The organism is Streptomyces sp. NBC_00353, from assembly GCF_036108815.1.
GTDB lineage: Bacteria > Actinomycetota > Actinomycetes > Streptomycetales > Streptomycetaceae > Streptomyces.
This window is the reverse complement of record NZ_CP107985.1, coordinates 322,632-344,788: the sequence shown is the minus strand read 5'-3', so window position 1 is coordinate 344,788 and position 22,157 is coordinate 322,632. Positions and strand designations below refer to the sequence as shown.

Here is a 22,157-nt window from a genome sequence, read left to right as displayed (position 1 = left end):
GGTGCGGGGCTTCGACGCCCTCTTCTTGCGCATGCCGCACGTGAGGGAAGAGGAGCCGGGCCTCGACGGTCCCACTGAGCATCGGCGGACCGAAGCCGGCGGCGGTGGATCGCCCATCCGAATCGCAGCTCGAGCGCAGTGGCCCGGTTCACGGGTCCGTGATTGGACGCACTTCTGCTTCTCGGTGAGGGAGCAGCGGGGGAGTGTTGGTGACGAGTCGGACAAGGTGTTCGGCGAGGTCGGCGTCGAGGGGGGAGCCGGTCATGAGTCGTCGGTAGAGGATGGTGCCGGCCCAAATGTCCTGAACGAGGTCGGTGTCGAGGTTGTGGGGCAGGTCGCCGCGTTGGATTCCGCGGCGCAGTGCTGCGGCGATGTTCTCGCGTTTGCGGGACAGGAAAGCCTCCCGGAACCGAGCCATGAGTTCGGGGTGGGGGAGAAGGCCGCCGGCCAGTGCGGGCAGTGAGGCGGCCATGTCCTCGTTGGCGTAGTTGTCGATGGTCATGTCGACGGCGTGGCGCAGTTCGGCGTGGGTGTCGCCCTCATCGGGGATCTCCTCGGCGCGGAAGATCTCGGCGAGCGCGTCGGCGACGAGCGCCTCCTTGCTGGGCCACCAGCGGTAGATGGTCGATTTGCCGACGCCCGCGGCCGCCGCGACGGCTTCGATGGTCAGCGCCGGGTACCCCTGTCCCGACAGGACACCCCGTGTCGCGTCGAGGATCTTTGAAACAGAACGCGGCCCGCCGGTAACCGAACCTGAGGAGAAGACGAGTGCCATGAGTAGAACGATACGTATCGTTTCACTCATGGGTCAAGGCGTGCTACCGTCGCGTCCATCGATGAAACGATACGTATCGTTTCGGTCTGTCTCTTCCCGAAGGACATGGCATGAAGGGTTACACCGTCCCCCTGTCTCCCCGTGGCATCGCGAACCTGGCGCCCGCCCCGCCGTGGCACTACGCCGGCACCGTGGTGGGCGTGGAGTTCTTCACCGACCCGGCCGCCGCCGCGGCGACTCTGCCCGAGGGCCTGACCCCGGACCCGGACTCCGCCGGCCGCGGCGTCGCGATGTTCATCGACTGGCAGTACTCCTCCACCGGCCTGGAGTACCTGGACCCCGCACGCTCGCAGTACCGGGAGTTCTTGATCACCCTGGACGCCCGCTACAACGACACCCCCGTGGCGTGGTGCCCCTACATCTACGTCGACAACGACTCCGCCATGGCCCGTGGCTGGGTCCAGGGCTTCCCCAAGAAGCTCGGCGCCGTCCACCAGACCCGCGCCTACTCCGTCGGCGGCCCCGGCACCCCGGTCCTCGGTCCAGGCGGACAGTTCGGCGCCACCGCCTCCGCGGCCGGACAGCGCATCGCCGAAGCCAAGATCACCCTGGAACAGCCGGTCCCTGACCCCACCGCCCTGATGAACCGCCCCGTGATCAACCTCCGCCACTTCCCCCGCCTGGCCGCCGGACAGCACGACAAGCCCGCCGTCCACGAACTGGTCATGTCCGTCCTGGACGACACCGCCATCAGCGACGCCTGGGTCGGCACCGCCGACCTCGCCTTCCTCCCCGCCCACGGCGAAGAACTTGCCGACCTGCCCATCCAGCGCACCGGCAAGGGATTCCACTTCGACCTCGCCTACACCGTCACCGACCTCAAGTCCCTCGCCGACCACAGCAACTGACCACCCCGCACGCCACGAGCGCCCCGCCGCCGGCCCTCACCCCGGGGTCCCTCCTGCACCACGAACCATCCCCACGCAGCCGTGCCCCCCGATGCCTTGGGGGGCACGCCCACAGCTCTCACAGCTCCCACAGCTCAGGATTCGACATGCCCATCTACACCTGCACCACCGCCCAGGGAACGCTGAGGGCCGGCGTCAAAGGCGACCTGGCCGCCGAGATCACCCGGATCCACGCCGAGGTCAATCACGTCCCGCCCGCCTACGTCAACGTGGTCTTCTCCGAACTGCCCCAGGACAGCGTCTACGTCGGTGGACAACCCGGGGCGCCGCTCCTGATCGGCGGCTGGGCACGCCGGGGCCACCCGCAGGAGGAGACGACCCGCCTGGCACTCGAACTGTCGGCGGCCGCTTCCCGCATCACCGGGATACCCGAACGCCGCATCCTGGTAGTGATCCAGGACAGTCCCGCGCGTTCCGCGGTCGAAGCCGGCCACGTCCTGCCCGACCCGGGGCAGGAGAAGGAATGGCTGAGACAGCACGAGGCGTAAAGCCGCGGCCGGGACGACAGCCCGTGGGTCCTTATCCGACGTAGCGTCGCCACCCGGCGGCCGGGGGACCAGAGGAACGATTCCGCGGTACCGAAACTCGATCCACTACCACCGGCAACCGCTTCCGGACGGCGGTCATGTCCCAGTTTCGGCGAGCTGCCAGGCAGTCCGCCCAGCTGTCGTTGCCGAAGACCGGATGCCGGCCGCGGTGGCCGTGATCGCTGTCGTACCGACCCTGATGGCGTGCGCGTTCGGGGCGTTCCTCGTCCACGCGTACCAGGGGCTGCGGGAGCCGCTGGGACCATAGGTTCACCCGGCATCTCTGTGTGCAGCCGGCACAACCATCCTTGCCGCTCGGGGGTCACATCAAGTGGGAGCAAACCGCTCTCGGAGACGCAAGGGGGAAATATGGGAAGCGTGCGTAATATCGCGGCTGTTGGGGCGTTAACCACACTGGTGGTGGGTGCCACGGCCGTGTTCGGCACGACCGCCTCTGCCGCACCCAACGTCACACCGCAGGGCGTCTGCGGCAGTGCCTACAAGACCGTGAACTCAGTGCCTGTCGGCTCGCTGGGCACCGTCTATCTGACGTACAACGCCTCGAACGGCAAGAACTGCGTCGCGACCATCCGCGCCAACCCGGGCACGGCCAAGGCCATGTCCACGTACATCTACGTACCCGACACCGACGAGTGGGCCGGGGACTCCGGGTACTACAAGTCGTACGCGGGGCCGGCCTACGTCTACGGCAAGGCCCACTGCGTGAGTTGGGGCGGCAACATCGCCAACGTGTACGTGTCGGTGGAAAACTCCAACTGTGCAGCGCTCAAGGAATACCGGGTCACCGAGATCCGCTGATCCGGTTCATCACCCGGCCACGAGGTCCCGCGCCGCCGCTACCCGGAATCCGACCGCCATACTGCTGACGGTCGACGGGAAGGTATCCATGAGCCGCAGGCGGGGCGGGATCGGTGCGCAGCGAGTCTTGAGACACGCTTTACGCGACGCACGCAACTGCGGTCCACGCCGTTGCCGTCTGACAGGGAGTCGGGCCCGTCAGGGCTGTGGAACGAGAGAGCGGGGCACGTCGTGAGACGGCACAAGGGCGGCATAGGGATCGCACTCGTCACGGGTGTGATGCTGGTGGGCGCGAGTGCCTGCGGCGGGGGCGGCAGTCACAAGGCGAGCGGGGACGACGCAAAGGCGTCGCGCAAGCCGAGCGCGAGTGTCTCGCCGTCACCGACAAAACCCGCGGGTCCGCCGATGCTGCTGGAGACGATCACGCCACAGACGGGAACCACTGTGGGTGTGGCCATGCCGATCTCGGTGATCTTCACGAACCCGGTCGCGGCCAAGGCGCGGGCCACGGTGGAGAAGCACATGAAGGTGAGCGCCTCGCAGCCGGTGCCCGGCGCCTGGCACTGGTTCGGCGACAAGCGCGCCGACTGGCGGCCGAAGGAGTACTGGCCCTCCGGTACGACGGTGAAGATCGACGCCGACATGAAGGGCGTCAGCAACGGCAACGGGCGCTACGGCGTGCACAGCTACACGCACACCTTCAAGATCGGTGACGATGTGCGCGCGGATGTCTCGGTGACCGGCCACACCATGAAGGTGACCCGGAACGGCAACGTGGTGCGTACCCTGTCGATCAATGCGGGCAGCGCCCAGTATCCGACGTGGAACGGCACGATGGCCGTCATCGACAAGCAGGAGAAGGTCCACATGACCTCCTGCAGCGTCGGTATCAGCTGCGACAAGGGCAACCCCAACTACTACGACCTGACGCTGCCCTGGGACGTCCACCTCACCCAGTCCGGCACATACGTGCACTACTCGACCGGCGACCCGAATCCGGGCAGCGGCAGCGCCCGCGGCTCGCACGGCTGCGTCCACCTGTCCCTGTCGGACGCCAAGTGGTTCTACGGCCAGGTGAAGCAGGGCGATCCCGTCACCATCACCGGCTCGCCCCGTGCCAAGGCGCCGGCCGACAACGGCTACGCCGCCTTCAACCTGGGATGGGACCAGTGGCTCGCGGGCAGCGCCTCCGGGGAGGGGACGACCGCGACGCTGTGACACGCTGCGGTGGCGGCGCCGGTCCGCAAGAGCCCCGGAGACGGCCCAGGCGCGCCCCCGGCCGGTGGCCCCGCGGCCGACCAGGATGCGGGCCATCCGGGCGAGGCGCCGGACCCGTACGGCATGGTGCCCAGGGCCGCGGCGCCCCGCGGCGGATGCTGATGCCTCCCCCTGCAGGAGAGGCCCGTGAGTGATCCCAGCCCCCGAGTGACCCCGAGGCCGGCATCTCTCGCAGCAGGCGACATTCCCGCTCCCGGGGTCATCGGCATCGGACTCGCCGCGGTGCTGACGTTCGCGCTCGCTCAGGGCTCGTGGCAGTGGTTCGCCACGTTCATCGGGGTGACGCTCCTTGCAGTGATGCTCGCCTTCCAGCGACGGGCGGAGTGGACGCCGGGCATCGGCTCGGCGTACATGCGCGGCCTGGTCGCGTACGCCCTGGTCGTCGGCCTGTGCGTGGCAATCGCACTTGCACCCATGCTGCAGCGCCGGGCCTGGCTGTTCCCGATGCCGGGCACGCGCAGCGAGTGCGAGCTGATGGGCAGGTACGAGGCCCTCCAGGTGAAGGCCGCGCTGGGGAACCTGGCCGGCAGTGACGGTGCTGCGCTGGCGTTCACGCAGGAGGTCCAGGCCCGCAAGGCCGTTGCCGAGTGCCTGGCGGCCACGACAACTCTGTGGCTGCCCCTGTACGGGCTGGGGGCGGCGGTGCTGGTGGGGGCGGCTACGTGGTCCCGCGATCGGGCCCGGGCCCGGCCCGGCCCCGTCGGCTGCTGAGGTTCGGGTGCGGGCCGGTGCGGCCAGTTCGCCGATGCTGCACGGGGCCAGGTTGCCCGGACTGTCCTTCAGGTGTGCCCACACGCCCTCGGCCGGGTTGAGGTCGGGCGTGTACGAGGGGAACGGAAGACCGGTCAGCCGGCTGCGGCCCGCGAACAGCTCGCGCAGCGCGGCGTTGACGCGATACGGCCGAGACCGACTTTCGCAACAGGTCCTGGGCGGGCCGGGGTGACGACGGGGTCGGTCAGTTCGCCCACCACTGTTGGGGGCGTTGGGCGTGAGGGCCTGGAGACAGGGCTCCGTGGCCTCGTAGGTCAGGTGAGTGCAGAGTCGGTGAGTTCCGGACGCAGGGGCGGCCGGTGTGGCAGTGCGCTCGGGGTGGAGGTGCGCAGCCCGTCGAGGGTCAGTTCGAGGTAGCGGCGCCAGGCTTGCGGCTGCGTAGCGAGCAGGGGCGCTGCTGTCTGGTGGATGCCGCCGAGCAGCAGCACGATGTCCGTTCCGGTGATGTCGCTGCGGATGGCGCCTTGTTCGCGTGCGCGAGCGGTGAGTGCCTCGACGGCGACGCAGAGTTCTGCGATCGCATCCCGCACCTCGGAGTGCTGCAGTGACGGGCGCCCGATCACTTCGCAGAAGGCGCGGTCGGCGGCCAGCGCCTCGACGCCGTTGGTCATGAACTCCCTCAGTGCCGCGGCCGCGTCGTCGGCTTCGAGGGCGCGGCCTGCCGAGCCGGCGAGCCGGTCCAGCAGCCGGAGCATGATCGCTGCCAACAGGTCTTCCTTGGTGGGGAAGTGTCGGAACACGGTGCCTTTGGCGAGGCCTGCGCGCTGGGCGATCTCGCCCATCGACGCTTCCAGGCCGTGTTCGGCGAAGGCTGCGGCCGCGGCGTCGAGCAGGAGGCGTCGATTGCGCACCATGTCCGCCCGCTGGCCGGGAGTGGTTGTCGCTGCAGTCATCGGTGCCTCCTTCTGCTGTGCACTTCGCCTGGCGCCGGCTGCCCAGCACCCCTGGCGGCCCGGGCTTCGAACCACTGACTCCCCGGGAGGGAAAACGTGAGCACCACCCTGGAAGGAAAAGTCGTCCTCGTTACCGGCGCGTCCTCGGGCATCGGCCGGGCCACCGCACTCGCCTTGTCGAAGTCGGGAGCCCGGGTTGCAGTCGGAGCTCGGCGGACCGATCGGCTGAAGACCCTGGCGGAGGACGCCTTTGGCGAGATCCTCCTTCTCGAACTGGACGTCACCGACCGCCAGTCGGTGAATGATGCGGTCGCGGCAACCGTTGAGCACTTCGGAGCCCTCGACGTCCTCGTGAACAACGCGGGCGTCATGCTCAGCAGCCCGGTCCTCGGCGCGGACACCACCGAGTGGACTCGTATGGTCGAGACCAACCTGCTCGGATCGATGTACATGGTCCACGCGGCTCTGCCTCACCTGCTTGAGACCAAGGGCTCGGTGGTGCAGGTCTCCTCGACATCGGGACGGGCGGCATCAGCCACGAGCAGCGTGTACGCGGCTACGAAGTTCGGCATCAACGCCTTCTCCGAGGCGCTGCGGCAGGAGGTCACCGCGCAGGGCGTGCGCGTCGTCGTCATCGAGCCTGGATTCGTCGCGACCGAGCTCACCAGCCACATCACGGACCCGGCCATCCAGGCCGCGGCCAAGAGCATGGCCGAGTCGATGCGAACCGTTCCTAGCCAGTGTGCATAAGTGAGTCCTGGACCCACCTATGTGTTCTGGGTGCATCCCGAACGGTGTTGGATGCACTGGGTTCCCGCTTTCGCGTCCCGTTCGGCTGCACGTCTCCGGGGGCGTGGTCCGTGGTGGGTGGGCGGGTTCCCTCACGCCCTCGTGCATCTGGTCCGGCCTGGGCGGTCCGATGCCCGACACGATCACTCCGGTCGTGTGGGGGCGGTGTCGTCCGACGCCGGATCGGGTGTCCGAGGGCGCGTCGTCCGATCGCGATACCGGCGGCATCGTGACGGGACATTCTGCGGTGCGGGGTGGTCAGCGGTTTCTGCCAGTGCTGTCCACCCCACATCGACGTGTAGCCGGGGTCGACCGCGACGATCGCGAGGCCTTGTTCGGCGGCCATGGAGACGAGCCGGGCCTTGAGTTTGCCGGTCGGGATGCCGGAGATCAGCTGCCGGAACTTTTTGCGGCGGCCGTGTTTCTCCCTCGTCTTCTCGGCTTGGAAGTCGAGGTCTTCGATGCCGATCGCGGTGACGCCGGTCTGCTTGGCCCAGTTGATGAGGCGGGTGAGGGCGTGGCGGATCTGTGCGTCGCGGTGGGTGGTGGTGCCGGACAGGTCGTAGGCGAAGCGGTGCGGTGCCCCGACCGGGTTGCCGTGCGGGTCGAGGCGGTAAGCGGCGAAGTGGTCGGCATTGGTGTCGACGCCGATCATGCCGTGGGCCCGGGCGGTCTCCCACCCGATGGTCTGCACGAGGGGGCGTTGCCAGGACGCGGTCAGATACCAGCGCCCACGGTCCACGTCGAGGTGGACGCGGTAGGCAACAGCCCGGTTCGCGGCGATGCGGTCGGCCCATTCCATACCCCGGTGCGCGAACGCCACGGTGGTGGTGAGGGTGTAGCGGCCGTGCGGGGTGTTGGCCAGGTGCGTGAGGGGGGCGGGTAGCTTGATGGACACCTGGCCGTCCGGAGTGACGCGGATCGTTTCGTTCCCGAACCGCTTCCCCGACTCACCGTCCGCCGCAAGAAACCAGCGTTCCGCCTCCCACCGCTCCCGCCACTGCTTCTCGGTGAGCCCCGCCGCGGAGAGATGGTGGCGGGTGTTGAGCAGGCGTTTACCGCCCCGCACCACACGGACCCGTCCCGTACGCCAGTCCGCGACCACCGCCGTGTGCCGCGACTGAAGGGCGTTGAGGCGACGCGACTTCTGGAACCACTCTCCCTTGGACCGGTAGCCACCGGCTGCCCGCTTGGTGCCCTTCTGTCCGATGGGGAGGGACAGCCGGTGCCGCAGCGTTCTGATCCCGGCATCGAGGGTGCGGATGCGCGCGGCCTGACAGCGACGGGCGAGCGCCCACTGATCGTGCGTGGCCTTCGTGATCGCACCCGCGATCCGCGACGACGACTCCCTCGTCAGCTCCCGCTTACGCGATGCCCACGTATCAGCACTGTGATCCAGACCGTCCGCGCAGCGGGCCTTGAGGTCATGGGAGGCGAGCGCGCCCTGGTGTTCACCGACGGCTCGCAGGACCCTCTCGTCCTGGGGTGTGAGGTGCTTCAGGCGGTCCCGCACCGCCACTCCTGAAGGACCCGGCACCACGAACGACGCCGCCAACTCCCGCACACCACCCACCACAACACCCCCAAGAACCTGCGCACCTGCCACTCAGCACAACGAGAAACCACCACCAAGGTCACCCATTCGACTCCAGAACTCCCATTCCGATCCCTGCCGGCCCACCACCGGACTCACTCCCGGGCGCTACAACTCACTTCCGCACACCAAACCGACAGCAGCTCGCAACCCTCCAGCCCGAGGACATCGCCGCCGCAGTCGTCTACGCAGTCACCCAGCCCGAACATGTCGCCGTCAACGAGATCCTGATCCGGCCGACCGACCAGACCCGATGAACCTGGGGCGATCCCGCAGCCGGACCGTGCCGCGGCAGGGCTGCGGGCCGCTTCGCCGGTGACCTCACACGCCCACGTCCGGCCCCAGAGCCCGCGCTGTTCCCGCTCGCGATTGCCGCCCCCCTGACCGCCCGTCGGCCGTGAGCTGGCCGCGCGCCTGGCCGGGACCCCGGCAAACCGGGCCGCGTCGATCAGGTGTCCGGTCGTGCGATGTGTGTCTGGATTGCGCAGTGTTGTGGCTGTTACCGATGGGCGTGCTGCTGGATGGGTGGCTCACAAGGTGGTGCGGCAAGGCGTGCGGGCGAGCTGGAAATGGCTTGCTCCCGGCTGTGGGGCGGGTGCGTGCATCCGGCAGTCGGTGTCAGGGTCACGTCCGGGCGCGGTGTGTGATTCACGCAGTCGATAGTTACGGAAATATCCGCATTCAGTAACGCGGACCGGTGTTGCTGTCGGCGGTGGGGGAGGTGCCGCAGGCTGTGGGTTCTCGGCCTGAAGGGCCGGGGCCCGCACCGCGCGGCATGGCCCTTGACCAGGTCCTGGGCGCCTTTACTTGAGAGGACGTCAATGTCTGCTTCCCGTACCGTCCGCCGCATTGCCGCTACCGCTCTGGCGGCCGGTTCCGTTGTCGCCGTGGTGGCGATGCCGGCTTCCGCCGACAGCAACCACGGCCACGGGTACGGCCGCCACCAGTCGTACTCCAACGTCGTCCTCGGCGACATCCAGTACGACAGCCCCGGTCGCGACGACTGGTCGAACCAGTCCCTGAACAGGGAGTGGGTGGAGGTCACCAACACCGGCCGCCGCGCGGTCGATCTGGACGGGTGGACGCTCTGGGACCGTGAGGGCAACCTGTACCGCTTCGACGACCTGCGCCTGGCGGGCCGGGCCACGGTCCGTGTCCACACCGGGCGCGGCGATGACACCCGCCGGGACGTCTACCAGGACAGCCGGGACTACATCTGGAGCAACTACGCCGACAAGGCCACCCTGCGCGACGACCACGGCCGCACCGTGGACACCCACTCCTGGGGCTACCGCCGCTGACCCGACCCTGCCACTGATTGCATCTGATCCGGCGTGCCACCACCCGCACAGGGCGGTGGCACGCCGTACGTCAGGGCGGCCCCCCGCTTGGGTGGCCTCGTGCCGACGATGCATGTGCACACCGGTGCCGGCGCCTGCACCGGACGCGGCCGCCCCCTCGTCCCCGGCGCCGTGGCCGGTGAGCCTGTGCGCTCCTTGAGCCAGGACATCTCCGGGGCAGTGAGCGGACGATGTGGTTCACGCCGACCCGCCGGTGCGGGCCTGAGCCAAACGGCAGCCCAGCCCTGGAGTGCAGTCGGCTGTTCGGTCAATCCGTGGGCCGGTGTGCCTGGTTCGCCTCGCGGAGGGCCGCCCAGGCATCTGCTACGGGGCCGACGTGCCCGAGCTTGTCCGGGTTGTTCACCGTGCGGATCATCTGGATCCGCCCGTCGAGTACGTCGAGCGCCCAGGTGCTGAGAACCTGGCCGTCCCGGTCGCGGAGGATCGCACCCGGCTGGCCGTTCACCTGCTGCGGCTCCACGATGCCGGCCCCCCTGATGACCAGCGGGACGAACGCCGCGAGCACCCGGACCACGTGCTCGGCACCGAGGATGACGGGCTTGAATTGCGGGGCCTTGCCGCCACTGTCACCGATCATCTGAACGTCGGCGGCCAGCAGCTCGGCCAGCCCGTCGACATCCCCTTCCCGGAAGGCGTCGAAGAACCGTTCGGCGAGCTCCTCGCGCTCTTTCCGGTCGGCTTCGAACCGGGGTCGGCCCGCTTCCATGTGACGGCGCGCCCGTACCGCGAGCTGGTGGCACGCGGCCTCCGACCGTCCCACGGCCGATGCGATCTCCGGGAAGCCGAAGGCGAACACCTCCCGCAGCACGAAGACCGCGCGTTCGAGCGGAGTGAGCCGCTCCAGCAGGAGCAGGGCCGCGATCGACAGTGAGTCCGCCAGCTCCGCCGACCGCGCCGGATCCTCGTACGGGTCGGTCAGCAGCGGTTCGGGGAACCACGGCCCGACGTACTCCTCCCGCCGGACGCGGGCCGAGCGCAGCACGTCGATCGAGATCCGGGTGACCACGGTCGACAGGAACGCCTTGGCCGACCCGGGCTGGGCGGAGGTGGCCTGGTAGCGCAGCCAGGTCTCCTGGACCGCGTCCTCGGCCTCGCTCACACTGCCCAGGATCCGGTAGGCGATCGAGAACAGCAGCGGCCGCAGCTCCTGGAACTCTTCGGTCTTCGTCACGCCGGCTCCTCCTTGGAACTTGGCCGCCACGAGGGTGGCGCGGCTTCCCGTGGGAGGAGCCGCGCCACTCGGTCATCAACTACCACTGCCTGTTGATTCGCCGGCAGAGGGGCCGGCCACGTGGTGATCCGCGAAGGCGCCGTGGCCCGTGAAACGCGCCGCTGTTCAGGGCCACCGTCACCAGGGCACCGAGCCGTCCTCGCTGAAGAACCCGGCGGTCGGTCCGTCTGCGCCGAGGGTGGCCAGGCGCACCACGACTGCGGCGCCCTGCGCGACCGTGAGGAAGCCGGTGTGGTTGTTGCTGTCCGTGTCGACGTAGCCGGGGGCGGCTGCGTTGACGAGAAAGCCGTCCTTGCGCAGTTCATTGGCGTACTGCACGGTCAGCGCGGTCAGCGCGCTCTTGGACGGCGAGTACGCCGCAGACGGCAGCAGTGCGGCAAAGGGGCCGTCCGGATCACTGGTGAGGGCCAGCGACGCGGCGTGACTGCTGACGTTCACGACGCGCGGCGCCGGTGACCGCCGCAGCAGCGGCAGCATGGCGTTGGTCACCGCGATCACCCCGAAGACGTTGGTCTCGAACACCGCCCGGACCATGTTCAGGCCGACGGTGCTGGGGACCTGATCGTGGGCGTCTTCGGGCGAGACCTGTCCGGAGCCGGTGATGCCGGCGTTGTTGATCAGCACGTCCAGGTGGCCGAAGCGCTCCTCAACCTGCTTCGCGGCCTCGCGGACGGTGGCCTGGTCGGTGACGTCCAAGGTGACCGCGTGCGCGTCGCCGCCTGCCGCGCGCAGCGCCGCCGCTGCCTCCTCGCCGCGCCGCGGGTCTCTGGCGCCGATCAGGACCGTCATGTCCAGCACGGCGAGTTGCTCGGCAACCCCACGGCCGATCCCCTTGTTCGCCCCGGTAACCAGCGCGACCTTCCGGTGTGTGGTCTCCTCGCTCATGACCAGCTCCTTGTTGTCGAGGTGGGTTCTTCTCAGAACCTGTCTTCGCAACCTGAGACGAGACAGCCCGGCCATCTCTGACATGTGGACAGAAAACGATGTTCTCGGTCGAGATGGTCTGGCCGGCGTCAGGCAGGACGGTCTGCTCGCCTTCGTTCGGATCACTCCGGGACTGATGATCCGGGGGTGCTGGGTGGCTCGGCCGAAGCCGTGGGAAGTCGATGACGAGCTGTGGGCGGTGATCTGGCCGCTGCTGCCCGAGGTCGAGCGTCGGACCCGGCATCCCGGGCACAAGTGGCATCCGGACCGGCTGGTGGCTGACCGCCCTCGGCATCACGTGATCGGACCAGCCGTAACGCCGCCGCTGTCTGCCGGGCCGCGCAGAACCGGTTTCGCCCGGCGGTCTACGCCGGGACAAGGACGGTAAGCCACTCCGCTTCACGTGGCCGGTACCCGTAACGATTCCTCAGCCCCGACACGATCGCCGGGACGTGGCCGGCTCCGTAGACGATGGCCACCCGGATCGGCTCGTCGCCGCGCTCCGCGTGGATCTCGCCGAGCGCGTCGAGCAACCGCTGGTCGCGCCGACCGGTCATCGCGTGCCCCACAGGATCGTCGGCCATCATCTCCGCCCGCAGTGTCGACGGCAGATCCTCGACCACCAGGTCTTCGTCGAGGAAGGCGCGCGGACCGCGCAGCGCGAACACCAGGCCCATCACGGGAGCCGCGACCATGAGCAGCAAGTACGTCCACCGTGGCAGTGTCTTCAGGTCCGCGATCGCCTCCGCCGCGGTCACATCCGGGTTGATGACCTGCACGGCCTCGGGAAGCAGCAGCGCTTCGCGCTGCTCCTGCAGGCCGTTGCGCCGCCGGCGTGGGGCGAACCGGTAAGCAAGCGTGAGGGCACTCACTCCGACCGACTTCCCTCGGATTCCCTCGATGACTATGAGGTCACATTCCCTGAGCCTGATGCGGACCTGGGAGTAGAACGTCGGCGACGCCACATGCAGCATCGGGAAGATCACGAATTCAAGTGGCGTCCCTGTCCGCCTCATGGTGATCACAGCAGATCGGACGGCATACCCGGTCACCTCGATGATCTGCATGATTCCCCCGCGACCTCGTCCGGTTTCCCTTCCACCCGTATCAGGACACGAGCCCGCCCAGGGCCGTGGTTCCCTCCGGCGCAAGCTGCCACCGGATGCGATGCTGGACAGGGCGGGTCATCGCCGGTGGAGATGATCACCTGGGTCGGATGACGGGAAAGGTCGGCGGCGGTTCGCATGGATCTGCGGCAGATGGAAGTGGTCGTCGCGGTCGCCGAGGAGGGCGGGTTCACGGCGGCGGCGCAGCGGCTGCACGTGGTGCAGTCCGCGGTGTCCGGTACGGTGCGGGCGCTGGAGAGGGAACTGGGCAGTGCCTTGTTCGAGCGGACCACGCACCGCGTGTCGCTGACCCCGGCGGGGGAGGCGTTCGTGCCCGCCGCTCGTGCGGCGCTCCGCGCGGCCGAGGAGGCGCGAGCGGTGGTCGACGCCGTACGGGGTGAGGTGCGCGGACGCGTGACGGTAGCCATCATGCAGGGCGTCTGGGCCGGCCTGCACCGTGCCCTGGCGGGGCTGCGCGCGGAGCACCCCGGGGTGAGCGTGCGTCTGCAGCAGGCACCGGTGGCCAACGTCCGGCAGGCGCTGAGCGAGGGCACGGTGGATCTCGCCGTGGTGGCGCTCGACCGGCAACAGCAACGGGGACTGGTGACCCGTCTGCTGTCGCGCGAGGAGATGCTGCTGGTGTCGTCGCCCGCGCGCGCCTTCGCCGAGGACGACCTGGTGACCCTCGACGGGATCTCCCGCATGCCCTTCGTGGACTTCTTGCCCGGCTGGGCCATTCGCTACTCGGTGGACCGGGCCTTCAGGGCCGCCGCCGTGGAGCGGTCCACGGTGTTCGAGGTGAACGACATCGTGGCGGCTTCCGAGTTGGTCCGGCACGACCTCGGGGTGTGCATCATGCCGGCGTCGATCGCGGCCCGTTTCCCGGATCTCGCCGTCCGCCGGTTCGTGCAGCACGCCCCCGCCTGGAAGGTCATGGTGGTCCGCCGTCGCGGAGACATGTCCCCCGCGGTCGAGGCGCTGCTGCGGCACATCACCCCCCGCACGGCGGCGGAGACGGTGGGATGAGCGCGGCGCGGGCGGCCCGCGCACGTGCCTCGGCCCTGCGAGCAACCGCCCACCACGCCCCGGGGCGTGGCGGGCGGGCTGGTGAGGGGCGTTACCGGATCGAGGCCGCCGCGGTCATGGCCTCGGTACCCTTTCGGCCGGAGCGGCGCTCGGTCACCCAGTAGGCGAGGGCGATCAGCGGCAGAGCGGCACCGAGGACACTCACCCCTGTCCAGCCGGCGGCGTGGTAGGCCAGCGACCCGAGTTGGGAGCCGAGTGCGCCGCCTGCGAAGAAGACGGCCATGAAGACGCTGTTGAGCCGTGAACGGGCGCCGGCGTCGAGCCGGTAGATGGTGTGCTGGCCGAGGATGAGGGTGGTCTGCACGGCCACGTCGATCAGAATCCCGGCGAGTGCGATCAGGATGATCTGGCGCTGCCCGAATCCCGCCACGGCGAAGGCCAGCGCCGCCACGACGAAGGCGATGCCCGTCATGGGACGTGCGAGCTCGCGGTCCGCCCAGCGGCCGGCCAGCGGTGCCACCGCGGCACCGGCGGCGCCGACGAGCGCGAACACTCCGACACCGATCGGCGAGTAGTGGAACCGCGGCCCGGTGAGCACGAAGGAGACGGTGGTCCAGAAAGCGCTGAACGCGGCGTACATCGCCGCCTGGTACAGCCCCCGGCGCAGCAGCGCGGGGTGGGTGCGCACCAGCTGGAACGTGGAGCGCAGCACCTGGCCGTAGGCGAGCGACGTGGTGGGGGCTTGTTTCGGCAGTGCCACGTGCAGCGCCAGGGCGAGGAGCGCCATCAGGACCGCGGAACCGAAGTACACGTAGCGCCAGCCCGCGACGTCGGAGACCAGACTGCTGACGGTGCGGGAGAGCAGGATGCCGGCGAGCAGGCCGCTCATGACGCGGCCGACGATGCGGCCGCGGGCGTGGTCGGGCGCGAGGCTCGCGGCGTACGGGACGAGGATCTGGGCGACCACCGATGTGGCGCCGCTGACCAGCGACGCGGCGAACAGCATCGGGAAGTTGGTCGCGAAACCGGCCACCGCGAGCGCGACGGTGGCGACGGCGAGCAGCACGGTGACCAGCCGGCGCTTCTCCAGCCGGTCGCCGAGCGGCACGAGGAAGAGCATGCCGACCACGAAGCCGATCTGGGTCACGGTGATCAGCAAGCCGGCCGTGGCCGTGTCGAGGTGGAAGACCTGGCTGAGCGAGGACAGCAGCGGCTGGGCGTAGTACAGGTTGGCCACGGTCATGCCCGAGCCCACGGCGAGCAGCCCGACCAGCCATCCCGGCACGCTGTGGGCGGACTCGGCGGACTTGGCGGACGCGGGCCGCTGCGGGGACTGGGGAGCGGGGGAAGCGGACACGACACCCTCTCGTGACGGGAACCGGCGGGGCGGTCCCGGTGGGCTGGACGGTGGCCGCGCGGCTCTTGGCCGCTCGGCTGCCTCGTCCAGCGTCGGCACGGTTCCGATGCTTCCTCGATGGGTGAGATGAATCATGATGTCTGTCATCTCGAACAGAGATGACGCGCTCGGGCCTGCTGATCGTGCGCCGCGGAAGGGACAGCACCCCCGAGCGCGCCGAACCCGGGGTGATCGCCGCCCGGTTGCGGCACTACGAATCCCGCGACGGCCGGCCGCTGCTCCACGACCATCTCGTCCCAGTGATTGCGTGGCGTTCTGCGCCCCGCAATGGGACGGCCCCAGGGGGACAACGGTCTGCTGGGTACTCCCTTGACCTCTGGTATCGCAGGCGATCGATGAAGACCGGGGCCAGGGCGCGGATGCGCGGTTCGGGTACGTCGCCGCTCAGGGCGCGAACGGCCATGTCGATGCAGCCCCTGTCGACTCACCGGCGCTGTCAGTGGCCGCAGGTAGCCTCGCGCGGGTGATGGTGGGTACCGAAGAAACGAGGCTGGTCGTCCTGCGAGGGAACAGCGCCTCGGGCAAGTCGTCCGTCGCGGCCGGTATCCGCGACCGCTTCGGCCGCGGCCTGGCCCTCGTTGGCCAGGACAACCTGCGCCGGATCGTGCTCCGCGAGCGGGACCGGCCCGGCGCGGCGAACATCGGGCTGATCGACCTGACGGCCCGCTACGCCCTGGACGCCGGGTACCACGTGGTCGTCGAAGGGCTCATGTATGCCGACCACTACGGCGAGATGCTCGCCCGGCTGCGCGCCGACCATCGCGGCCCGACCCATGGCTACTACCTGCACGTGCCGTTCGATCAGACCCTTGCCCGCCACGCCACCAAGCCGATCGCGCACGAGGTCAGTGAGCCGCAGCTGCGGGACTGGTACCGGGAACTCGACCTGCTGCCCGGCGGCATCGAGACCGTCATCGAGGCCGACAGCACCCTCGCCGAGACGGTCGACCGCATCATGCTCGACACCGGCCTGACCGGCCTTCCCGCGCTGGAGCACTGACGGCACGAGGCCCTGGGCACCAAGAGCTGTCCCCGGCCGGCCGACGTCCGCGGTGAGTCAGGGCCGCGGTCTGGGTCGGGCGATGAGTATGGACACGTCGTCGTGGTCGTCCGGACCACGCAGTGTTTCCAGGAGCCGGTCGCAGGTTTCTTCCAGGGAAAGGTCGTGGCCGTCGAGTACGCGGAGGAGGAGGTCGAGGCGTTCGTCGATGGCGTCGCGGCGTGTCTCGACCAAGCCGTCGGTGTAGAGGACCAGTTGATCGCCGGGGCGCAAGGGCACGGTGGTCGTTTCGAAGGGGACGCCGCCGACCCCGAGGGGTGCACCAGATGGTAGGTCGAGCAGTTCGGGGGGCCCGCCTGCAGGTGTCAGTGCGGGGGGCAGGTGTCCGGCTACGGCGATTCGGCACCGGTCGCTGTGCGGGTCGTATTCGGCGTAGATGCAGGTGGCGATGTAGGGGTCCAGACCGGCGGTGATCTTGTCGAGGCGTTGCAGCACCTGGGCGGGCGGGAGGTCGAGGTCGGCCAGGGTCGCGGTAGCGGTGCGCAGGCGGCCCATCGTGGCGGCCGCATCGATGCCGCAGCCCATCACGTCGCCCACCACGAGCGCGGTCTTGTCCTCCGCGAGGGGGATGACGTCGAACCAGTCGCCACCGACCTCGGTAGAGGTTCCGGCGGGTTGGTAGCGGGTGGCGACCTCCAGATTCTCGGGTGGCGTCGGCTGGGGCAGCAGGCTGCGCTGGAGCGTCACCGCAGTGTTGCGGACGCTTTGGTGCAGGCGCGCGTTGTCGAGGGACACTGCGGTTCGGCCGGCGAGCTCATCGGCCAGGGTGACGTCGTCCGCGTTGAAGGGCAGTTGATTGCGGCCGCGCATCAGCCCCAGGACGCCCAGTGCCCGGCCCTGGGCGGCCAGCGGTATCGCGAGATATGAGTGGATGCCGACACTGGCCAGGACAGCGGCGGCTCCGGCGTCACGGGCGATGCGCGCCAGATCCCACTCGTCCACGCGAGTCACCATGATCGGCTGACCGGTCCGTACGCATTGGGTGGGCAGCCGGTCGGCGTCATAGCTGACCGGTTGGTCGGCCGTGCCGGCGGCGCCGCTCGCCTCGGCGAGGTAGGCGGCCTTCACGGCGAGGGTGCGAAAGAGCGCCGGGCCGCTGTCGGGTGCCGGGGGGCGGCGATCGTCCAGGGCGGAGTCGAGTACGTCTACGACCGCGAGGTCGGCGAGCTCGGGCACTGCGACGTCAGCCAGCTCGCGGGCGGTCTGCTTCATGTCCAAGGTGGTACCGATACGGGCGGAGCCCTCGGCGACCTGTGCCAGGCGCTGCCGGGCCTGGGCCGCCGCTGTGATCGCGCCGTGCCGATCGGTGACATCCACCACCGACGTGGCGACACCAAGAACCTGACCGTTGGGATCCTCCAACCGGTAGACGGAGACAGACCAGGCATGATCGTTGTCAGGGTCGGCCGGGGTGCGGCCAATGGTGTACTTGTCGACCAGAGGGCGTCCGGTCTCGAGCACTTCTCTGACTGCCGCCTCGGACGCGTCGACACTGTCGGAGGGCAGGACCTCGCGGAAGCCCCGGCCGAGGTGGTCCTTGGCAGACAGGCCGTGCATCCGTTCCATCGCCGGATTGACGGCCACATAACGCAGATCGGTGTCCAGAACCTCCAGCCCGACCGGCGACTGGGCGATCAGCTGCGTGGACAACGCCAAGTCCTGCTCCACCTTGCGCAGCGTCGACGCATCGGTGGCGATACCCAGAGCGTAGAAGTCGCCCTGGTTGTCCGGCAGACGGCTGTAGCGGAATTCCACCAGCCGCGTACTGCCGTCCTTGTTCCGGACGGGAATGAGCCCGGCCCAGCTCTGGCCGGTCTCCATCGTCTGCTCGCACTTACCGGCCACCAGGTCCATGTACGGGTCGTGGACCAACAGTTGAGCCGCGTGCCGGCCCAGCACTTCCTGCGCGGAGTAGCCGAACAGCTCCTCGGCCTGCGGGCCCCACAACACGAACCGTCCGGCCGTATCCAGCGCCACCACCGCCACACCGAGCGTATCCAGCACCCCGGTCGGCAGCTCCAGCCGGAGGTCGGACGAGCCGCTGTCGGCACTGAGAGGTCCCGCTTCACTCATCCCAGGTGCTCCTTCCACCTGCCAGGGCGACGCGCGCCCAGCGCAGGCCCTGGAGCTGCAGTGCTGGGATGTTTTTCGTGCCTTTCTGGTGCTTCCATAGTCTCCTGAGACGACCGGCGACGCACAGCGCCGGGCGAGGACGTGTGGTCACCGGTGTGAGTAGTTGAGGTACAGGGGGTCACCACAGCGGCCTCCCCGGGTGGGGAGCTTCCGGGAATGATCGCTATCTCGACGCTGCCGTCGCCCAGCTCCGCGCCGAGGGCCACGACCTCAAGGACGGGGACGTGGCCCGTCTGTCTCCGCTGAAGGACAGGCACATCAACCTCATGGGCCGCTACCAGTTCGGTTTCACGGCTGGTGGGCCGGGCGAGGGGCTGCGGCCCCTGTGTGATCCGGACGCGCCCGAGCTGGACGAGGACGACGACGGAGGGCAGGACCGACCGTCAGGAGCCGACCCGGGCGTGATCAGCCGGCGCGCCTCCGCCTTCGTCAGCCGCTTCCCAGCGGCCGCGGTCCGCTCCCGGGGAGCGCGCGGCTCGATGCCGGTGACCTTGACCGCCTTGGCGAACTCGGCGTCGATCCGCTCTTACCGAGCGCGCGGCCGAGTTCGCCGGTCCGCGTGCGCGACGATTTCAGCTACGGACGCGAGGGCGGCGTTCCCCCTCGGCATCGCTGCTCGCTGTGCTGGTCAGGATCGCGCTTGCGACAACGTCGAAGAGGTGATCGGCGCGTGGCGCGAGCGAGGGTTGATCGCCGAGCCAAGCGAGCGCCATTACCAGCGCGAACAAATCGGCGCCATCAAAGTCGGTCCGCGCCATGCCCGCGGCCTGGGCACGGGTGAGGAGCCGCGCACCGGCCGCGCGCAGAGTGGCGCACGAAGCGTGGAGTGCGGACTCGGTGTCCTCGATGGCGGCTGCCATCAGCACGATCGCGCCCCGGTACTCAGTTGTCCACGCGACACAGTCGCGTAGCCACGAAACGAGAGCATCGGCGGGCGAGCTGGACGTTTCGAGGGCGCCTGCCTTAGCGGTCAGCTCGTCGAAGCTCGTACGGAGCAGGGCATCGAGCAGCGCCTCGCGCGTCGGGAAGTGGCGCAGCAGCGTCGCGAGTCCGACATCGGCCCTGCGCGCGATGTCGCGCAGCGACACGTCGACGCCTTGCTCGGTGATGGCGGTGCCCGCTACTGCGAGCAGGTGGTCGCGGTTCTTCCTGGCGTCGGCGCGCATCTGTCCCTCTTGACTATCCGGATCAGTGGTCCATATATTCGGATCAGTGGTCCGCTTATGTGGATCGCTGATCCGAATAAGCCTATCCCGCAGCGCGGGCAGGAGAAAACCATGCCGACACACACGATGAGGGCGGTCCGGCTCCATGAGCACGGCGGCCCTGAAGTTCTGCGTCACGACGAGGTGCCGATTCCCGAGCCGGGGCCGGGTGAGGTGCTCGTTCGCGTGCACGCGGTCGGCGTCAACCCCCCCGACTGGTACCTGCGCGACGGGATGTCCAACCTGCCTGTGGAGGTGAGGCCGAAGTTCAGCCTGCCCGCGATCCCGGGGACGGACCTGTCGGGCGTCGTCGAGGCCGTCGCCGCGGATGTGGACGGCTTCTCCGTCGGTGATGAAGTCTTCGGTCTCCTTCGCTTCCCCGGCTTCGATGGCAGCACCTATGCCGAGTACGTGGCCGCGCCTGCGTCGGATCTCGCACTCAAGCCGGCCGGCATCGATCACGTGCACGCCGCCGGGGCGCCCATGTCCGGGCTCACCGCGTGGCAGTTCCTGATCGAGGTCGGACACGATCACCCCTCGGGCTTCCAAGCGGCGCAGCATCGTCCGGTGCCACTCGACGCCCGCAAGACGGTGCTCATCAACGGCGCCGCGGGCGGCGTGGGGCACTTCGCGCTGCAGCTGGCGAAATGGAAGGGTGCACGTGTCATCGCGGTGGCGTCGGGCGCGCATGAACTGTTCCTGCGCGAGCTCGGCGCCGACGAGTTCATCGACTACACCAAGAGCCGTCCTGAGGAACTCGTGCACGACGTCGACCTCGTTCTCGACGCCGTCGGCGGCCCCGCCAGCAAACGCTTCCTGCGCACGCTCAAGCGCGGCGGCTCCCAGTTCCCCGTGTTCTTCGGCGAATTCGACGAAGAAGAGAACGCGAAGCTGGGCGTGACCGTCACGGGCACCACGGTCCGCTCGAACGGCGCGCAGCTTGCCGAACTGGCACGCCTGCTCGACGCGGGCACGGTCCGCGTCGCGATCGACAGCACGTTTGCGCTCGCGGATGCCCGAGCCGCGCACGAACGCGCTGCCCGAGGGCACATCCAGGGCAAGATCGTGCTCACGGTCGCTTAGGGACGAGCCGTTTCACCGGCGCGTCCGGCGCTCGTCCGCGGGGCACCGGTGGCCATCGAGACGCCGATGCGCAGAGCTTGCGGCGCGTCCGGCGACCGGGCGGCCGCGATGCTCGCTGCGGCGAACGGAGCGGACCCGTGCGGTCGGCTCGGTTCGCCGCAGGAGATCGCCGAGACGGTCGCACCACGCCCTCGATCTTCGAGCTCCCGCCGACGACCCGCACGTCATCCCCTTTGGGCGCGACGCATCCAACGCCACGACATTCTCGGCGGACTGATCCACGAGTGCCGCGGCACTGCCCGACGGGGACGCACCGGCGAAACACGCAGGTCAGCGCCGGTATGGCACTTCTGGCTCCCGGTGCAGATTGCGCCTGTCTGTGGCGTGCCCCGGGGCCCTGCGGCGGAAGAACCCGCCCACTCCGGTATTCCGGACCGCCACCCCACCCACTGATACCTTTGCCGCATCCTCCTATTTCACGTTTTCCTTGCACACAAGCTAAGCGTCGGATAGGTTTTTTCCATCAGGTTGCACAGCACCGGCCGTCTCCCCGGCCGTCGCAGCTGGCAGACCCGGCCGCCAGGGCAGTACGCACCCCCCAGCCCCGGCCGCCGTGCACCCGTTGAACCAGTGACGCACTGGACGCGTGAACACCGGCCTCAAGAAACCGTGAACACGCCTCAAGAAACAAGGACATCCCCATGGATCTGAAACTCGAAATGATCGTGCTGCCCGTCTCCGACATCGACCGGACCAAGGCCTTCTACGAGGCGCTGGGATTCCGCCTGGACGTCGACTACACAGCCAGTGACGACTTCCGGGTGGTCCACTTCACCCCGCCCGGCTCCGAGTGCTCGATCATCTTCGGCGAGGGAATGACCTCCACCGCCCCCGGCACGATCCAGAGCCTCTACCTCATCGTCACCGACATCGAAGAGGCCCACGCCGAGCTCACCAGCCGCGGCATCGACGTGAGCGAGGTGTTCCACGACGCCGGAGGGCTGTTCCACGGCCACGAGGACGGGGACGTCACCCACCGCGGTCCCGGCCAGGAGCGGCTGGCCGGCCTGCACCCCGAGCGCGCCTCCTACGGCTCCTTCCTCACCTTCAGCGACCCGGACGGCAACGGCTGGGTGCTCCAGGAAGTGACGCAGCGCCTCCCCGGCCGCTGACACCAAACCAACCAACCACCCACCC

The 22,157-nt window shown here is 69.1% G+C and carries 20 protein-coding genes and 3 pseudogenes; 13 read left to right on the top strand and 10 right to left on the bottom strand.

All coding sequences use genetic code 11. The features are described 5' to 3' along the window. Nucleotides 1–148 precede the first annotated feature (148 nt). The gene (locus OHA88_RS01570; RefSeq protein ID WP_328623872.1) at nucleotides 149–775 is read right to left on the bottom strand and encodes a TetR/AcrR family transcriptional regulator; all 627 of its coding nucleotides are present in this window, start codon (nucleotides 773–775) and stop codon (nucleotides 149–151) included. Between the two features lie 110 nt (nucleotides 776–885). On the opposite strand from OHA88_RS01570, the gene OHA88_RS01565 reads away from it, so the two are divergent. From OHA88_RS01565 to OHA88_RS01545, 5 genes are all read left to right on the top strand, one after another. Continuing rightward, the gene (locus OHA88_RS01565; RefSeq protein ID WP_328623871.1) at nucleotides 886–1,683 is read left to right on the top strand and encodes an acetoacetate decarboxylase family protein; all 798 of its coding nucleotides are present in this window, start codon (nucleotides 886–888) and stop codon (nucleotides 1,681–1,683) included. Between the two features lie 146 nt (nucleotides 1,684–1,829). After that, entirely contained in the window at nucleotides 1,830–2,231 is a 402-nt protein-coding gene (locus OHA88_RS01560; RefSeq protein ID WP_328623870.1) for a tautomerase family protein, read from the top strand. Nucleotides 2,232–2,639: 408 nt separating this feature from the next. Next, nucleotides 2,640–3,089 (top strand): spore-associated protein, encoded by a 450-nt coding sequence (locus tag OHA88_RS01555; RefSeq protein ID WP_328623869.1) that lies wholly within the window; start codon nucleotides 2,640–2,642, stop codon nucleotides 3,087–3,089. A 279-nt stretch (nucleotides 3,090–3,368) separates the two neighbouring features. Continuing rightward, the gene (locus OHA88_RS01550; protein ID WP_267008254.1) at nucleotides 3,369–4,307 is read left to right on the top strand and encodes a L,D-transpeptidase; all 939 of its coding nucleotides are present in this window, start codon (nucleotides 3,369–3,371) and stop codon (nucleotides 4,305–4,307) included. A 186-nt stretch (nucleotides 4,308–4,493) separates the two neighbouring features. Beyond that, nucleotides 4,494–5,078 (top strand): hypothetical protein, encoded by a 585-nt coding sequence (locus tag OHA88_RS01545; RefSeq protein ID WP_326624073.1) that lies wholly within the window; start codon nucleotides 4,494–4,496, stop codon nucleotides 5,076–5,078. A 3-nt stretch (nucleotides 5,079–5,081) separates the two neighbouring features. Here OHA88_RS01545 and OHA88_RS44400 read toward each other — a convergent pair. Together OHA88_RS44400 and OHA88_RS01540 are read right to left on the bottom strand one after the other, a co-directional pair. After that, nucleotides 5,082–5,264, bottom strand: a pseudogene (locus OHA88_RS44400) (IS630 family transposase); the annotation flags it as partial. Nucleotides 5,265–5,392: 128 nt separating this feature from the next. Beyond that, nucleotides 5,393–6,031: a TetR/AcrR family transcriptional regulator gene (locus tag OHA88_RS01540; protein WP_328623868.1), complete on the bottom strand. Its 639-nt coding sequence runs from the start codon at nucleotides 6,029–6,031 to the stop codon at nucleotides 5,393–5,395. Nucleotides 6,032–6,127: 96 nt separating this feature from the next. On the opposite strand from OHA88_RS01540, the gene OHA88_RS01535 reads away from it, so the two are divergent. Next, nucleotides 6,128–6,781 (top strand): SDR family NAD(P)-dependent oxidoreductase, encoded by a 654-nt coding sequence (locus OHA88_RS01535; protein WP_328623867.1) that lies wholly within the window; start codon nucleotides 6,128–6,130, stop codon nucleotides 6,779–6,781. Here the strand turns inward: OHA88_RS01535 and OHA88_RS01530 are convergent. Continuing rightward, nucleotides 6,765–8,393 carry a transposase gene (locus tag OHA88_RS01530; RefSeq protein ID WP_328623866.1) on the bottom strand — a complete coding sequence of 543 codons (1,629 nt, stop codon included), beginning with the start codon at nucleotides 8,391–8,393 and terminating at the stop codon, nucleotides 6,765–6,767. The two genes, OHA88_RS01535 and OHA88_RS01530, sit on opposite strands and share 17 nt — an antisense overlap. A gap of 842 nt (nucleotides 8,394–9,235) precedes the next feature. Here OHA88_RS01530 and OHA88_RS01525 point away from each other — a divergent pair. After that, entirely contained in the window at nucleotides 9,236–9,715 is a 480-nt protein-coding gene (locus tag OHA88_RS01525; protein WP_267007481.1) for a lamin tail domain-containing protein, read from the top strand. Nucleotides 9,716–10,022: 307 nt separating this feature from the next. Here OHA88_RS01525 and OHA88_RS01520 read toward each other — a convergent pair whose 3' ends face one another. Together OHA88_RS01520 and OHA88_RS01515 are read right to left on the bottom strand one after the other, a co-directional pair. Beyond that, the gene (locus OHA88_RS01520; RefSeq protein ID WP_328623865.1) at nucleotides 10,023–10,946 is read right to left on the bottom strand and encodes an RNA polymerase sigma-70 factor; all 924 of its coding nucleotides are present in this window, start codon (nucleotides 10,944–10,946) and stop codon (nucleotides 10,023–10,025) included. Between the two features lie 177 nt (nucleotides 10,947–11,123). Beyond that, nucleotides 11,124–11,891 (bottom strand): SDR family NAD(P)-dependent oxidoreductase, encoded by a 768-nt coding sequence (locus OHA88_RS01515; RefSeq protein ID WP_328623864.1) that lies wholly within the window; start codon nucleotides 11,889–11,891, stop codon nucleotides 11,124–11,126. A gap of 193 nt (nucleotides 11,892–12,084) precedes the next feature. On the opposite strand from OHA88_RS01515, the pseudogene OHA88_RS01510 reads away from it, so the two are divergent. After that, nucleotides 12,085–12,201, top strand: a pseudogene (locus OHA88_RS01510) (IS5/IS1182 family transposase); the annotation flags it as partial. Nucleotides 12,202–12,295: 94 nt separating this feature from the next. On the opposite strand, the gene OHA88_RS01505 reads toward OHA88_RS01510, so the two are convergent. Beyond that, the gene (locus OHA88_RS01505; RefSeq protein ID WP_328623863.1) at nucleotides 12,296–12,916 is read right to left on the bottom strand and encodes a hypothetical protein; all 621 of its coding nucleotides are present in this window, start codon (nucleotides 12,914–12,916) and stop codon (nucleotides 12,296–12,298) included. Between the two features lie 258 nt (nucleotides 12,917–13,174). Here OHA88_RS01505 and OHA88_RS01500 point away from each other — a divergent pair, with 258 nt between their 5' ends. After that, nucleotides 13,175–14,062: a LysR family transcriptional regulator gene (locus OHA88_RS01500; protein ID WP_328623862.1), complete on the top strand. Its 888-nt coding sequence runs from the start codon at nucleotides 13,175–13,177 to the stop codon at nucleotides 14,060–14,062. Nucleotides 14,063–14,153: 91 nt separating this feature from the next. On the opposite strand, the gene OHA88_RS01495 is transcribed toward OHA88_RS01500, so the two are convergent. Further along, the gene (locus OHA88_RS01495; protein WP_328623861.1) at nucleotides 14,154–15,419 is read right to left on the bottom strand and encodes an MFS transporter; all 1,266 of its coding nucleotides are present in this window, start codon (nucleotides 15,417–15,419) and stop codon (nucleotides 14,154–14,156) included. A gap of 526 nt (nucleotides 15,420–15,945) precedes the next feature. On the opposite strand from OHA88_RS01495, the gene OHA88_RS01490 reads away from it, so the two are divergent. Continuing rightward, the gene (locus tag OHA88_RS01490; RefSeq protein WP_328629553.1) at nucleotides 15,946–16,479 is read left to right on the top strand and encodes a kinase; all 534 of its coding nucleotides are present in this window, start codon (nucleotides 15,946–15,948) and stop codon (nucleotides 16,477–16,479) included. A 57-nt stretch (nucleotides 16,480–16,536) separates the two neighbouring features. Here the strand turns inward: OHA88_RS01490 and OHA88_RS01485 are convergent, their stop codons facing one another. Next, complete coding sequence (locus tag OHA88_RS01485; RefSeq protein ID WP_328623860.1) at nucleotides 16,537–18,612, bottom strand: SpoIIE family protein phosphatase; 2,076 nt, start codon at nucleotides 18,610–18,612, stop codon at nucleotides 16,537–16,539. Between the two features lie 221 nt (nucleotides 18,613–18,833). On the opposite strand from OHA88_RS01485, the pseudogene OHA88_RS44395 reads away from it, so the two are divergent. After that, nucleotides 18,834–19,037: pseudogene (locus OHA88_RS44395) on the top strand (Tn3 family transposase); the annotation flags it as partial. 207 nt (nucleotides 19,038–19,244) lie between these two features. Here OHA88_RS44395 and OHA88_RS01475 read toward each other — a convergent pair. Continuing rightward, nucleotides 19,245–19,838, bottom strand: coding sequence for a TetR/AcrR family transcriptional regulator (locus OHA88_RS01475; RefSeq protein ID WP_328623859.1), 594 nt, complete (start codon nucleotides 19,836–19,838; stop codon nucleotides 19,245–19,247). A 111-nt stretch (nucleotides 19,839–19,949) separates the two neighbouring features. Here OHA88_RS01475 and OHA88_RS01470 point away from each other — a divergent pair, with 111 nt between their 5' ends. After that, entirely contained in the window at nucleotides 19,950–20,960 is a 1,011-nt protein-coding gene (locus OHA88_RS01470; RefSeq protein WP_267008255.1) for an NADP-dependent oxidoreductase, read from the top strand. Between the two features lie 701 nt (nucleotides 20,961–21,661). Next, nucleotides 21,662–22,132, top strand: a complete 471-nt coding sequence (locus OHA88_RS01465; protein ID WP_267007489.1) for a VOC family protein — start codon at nucleotides 21,662–21,664, stop codon at nucleotides 22,130–22,132. Nucleotides 22,133–22,157: the final 25 nt, after the last annotated feature.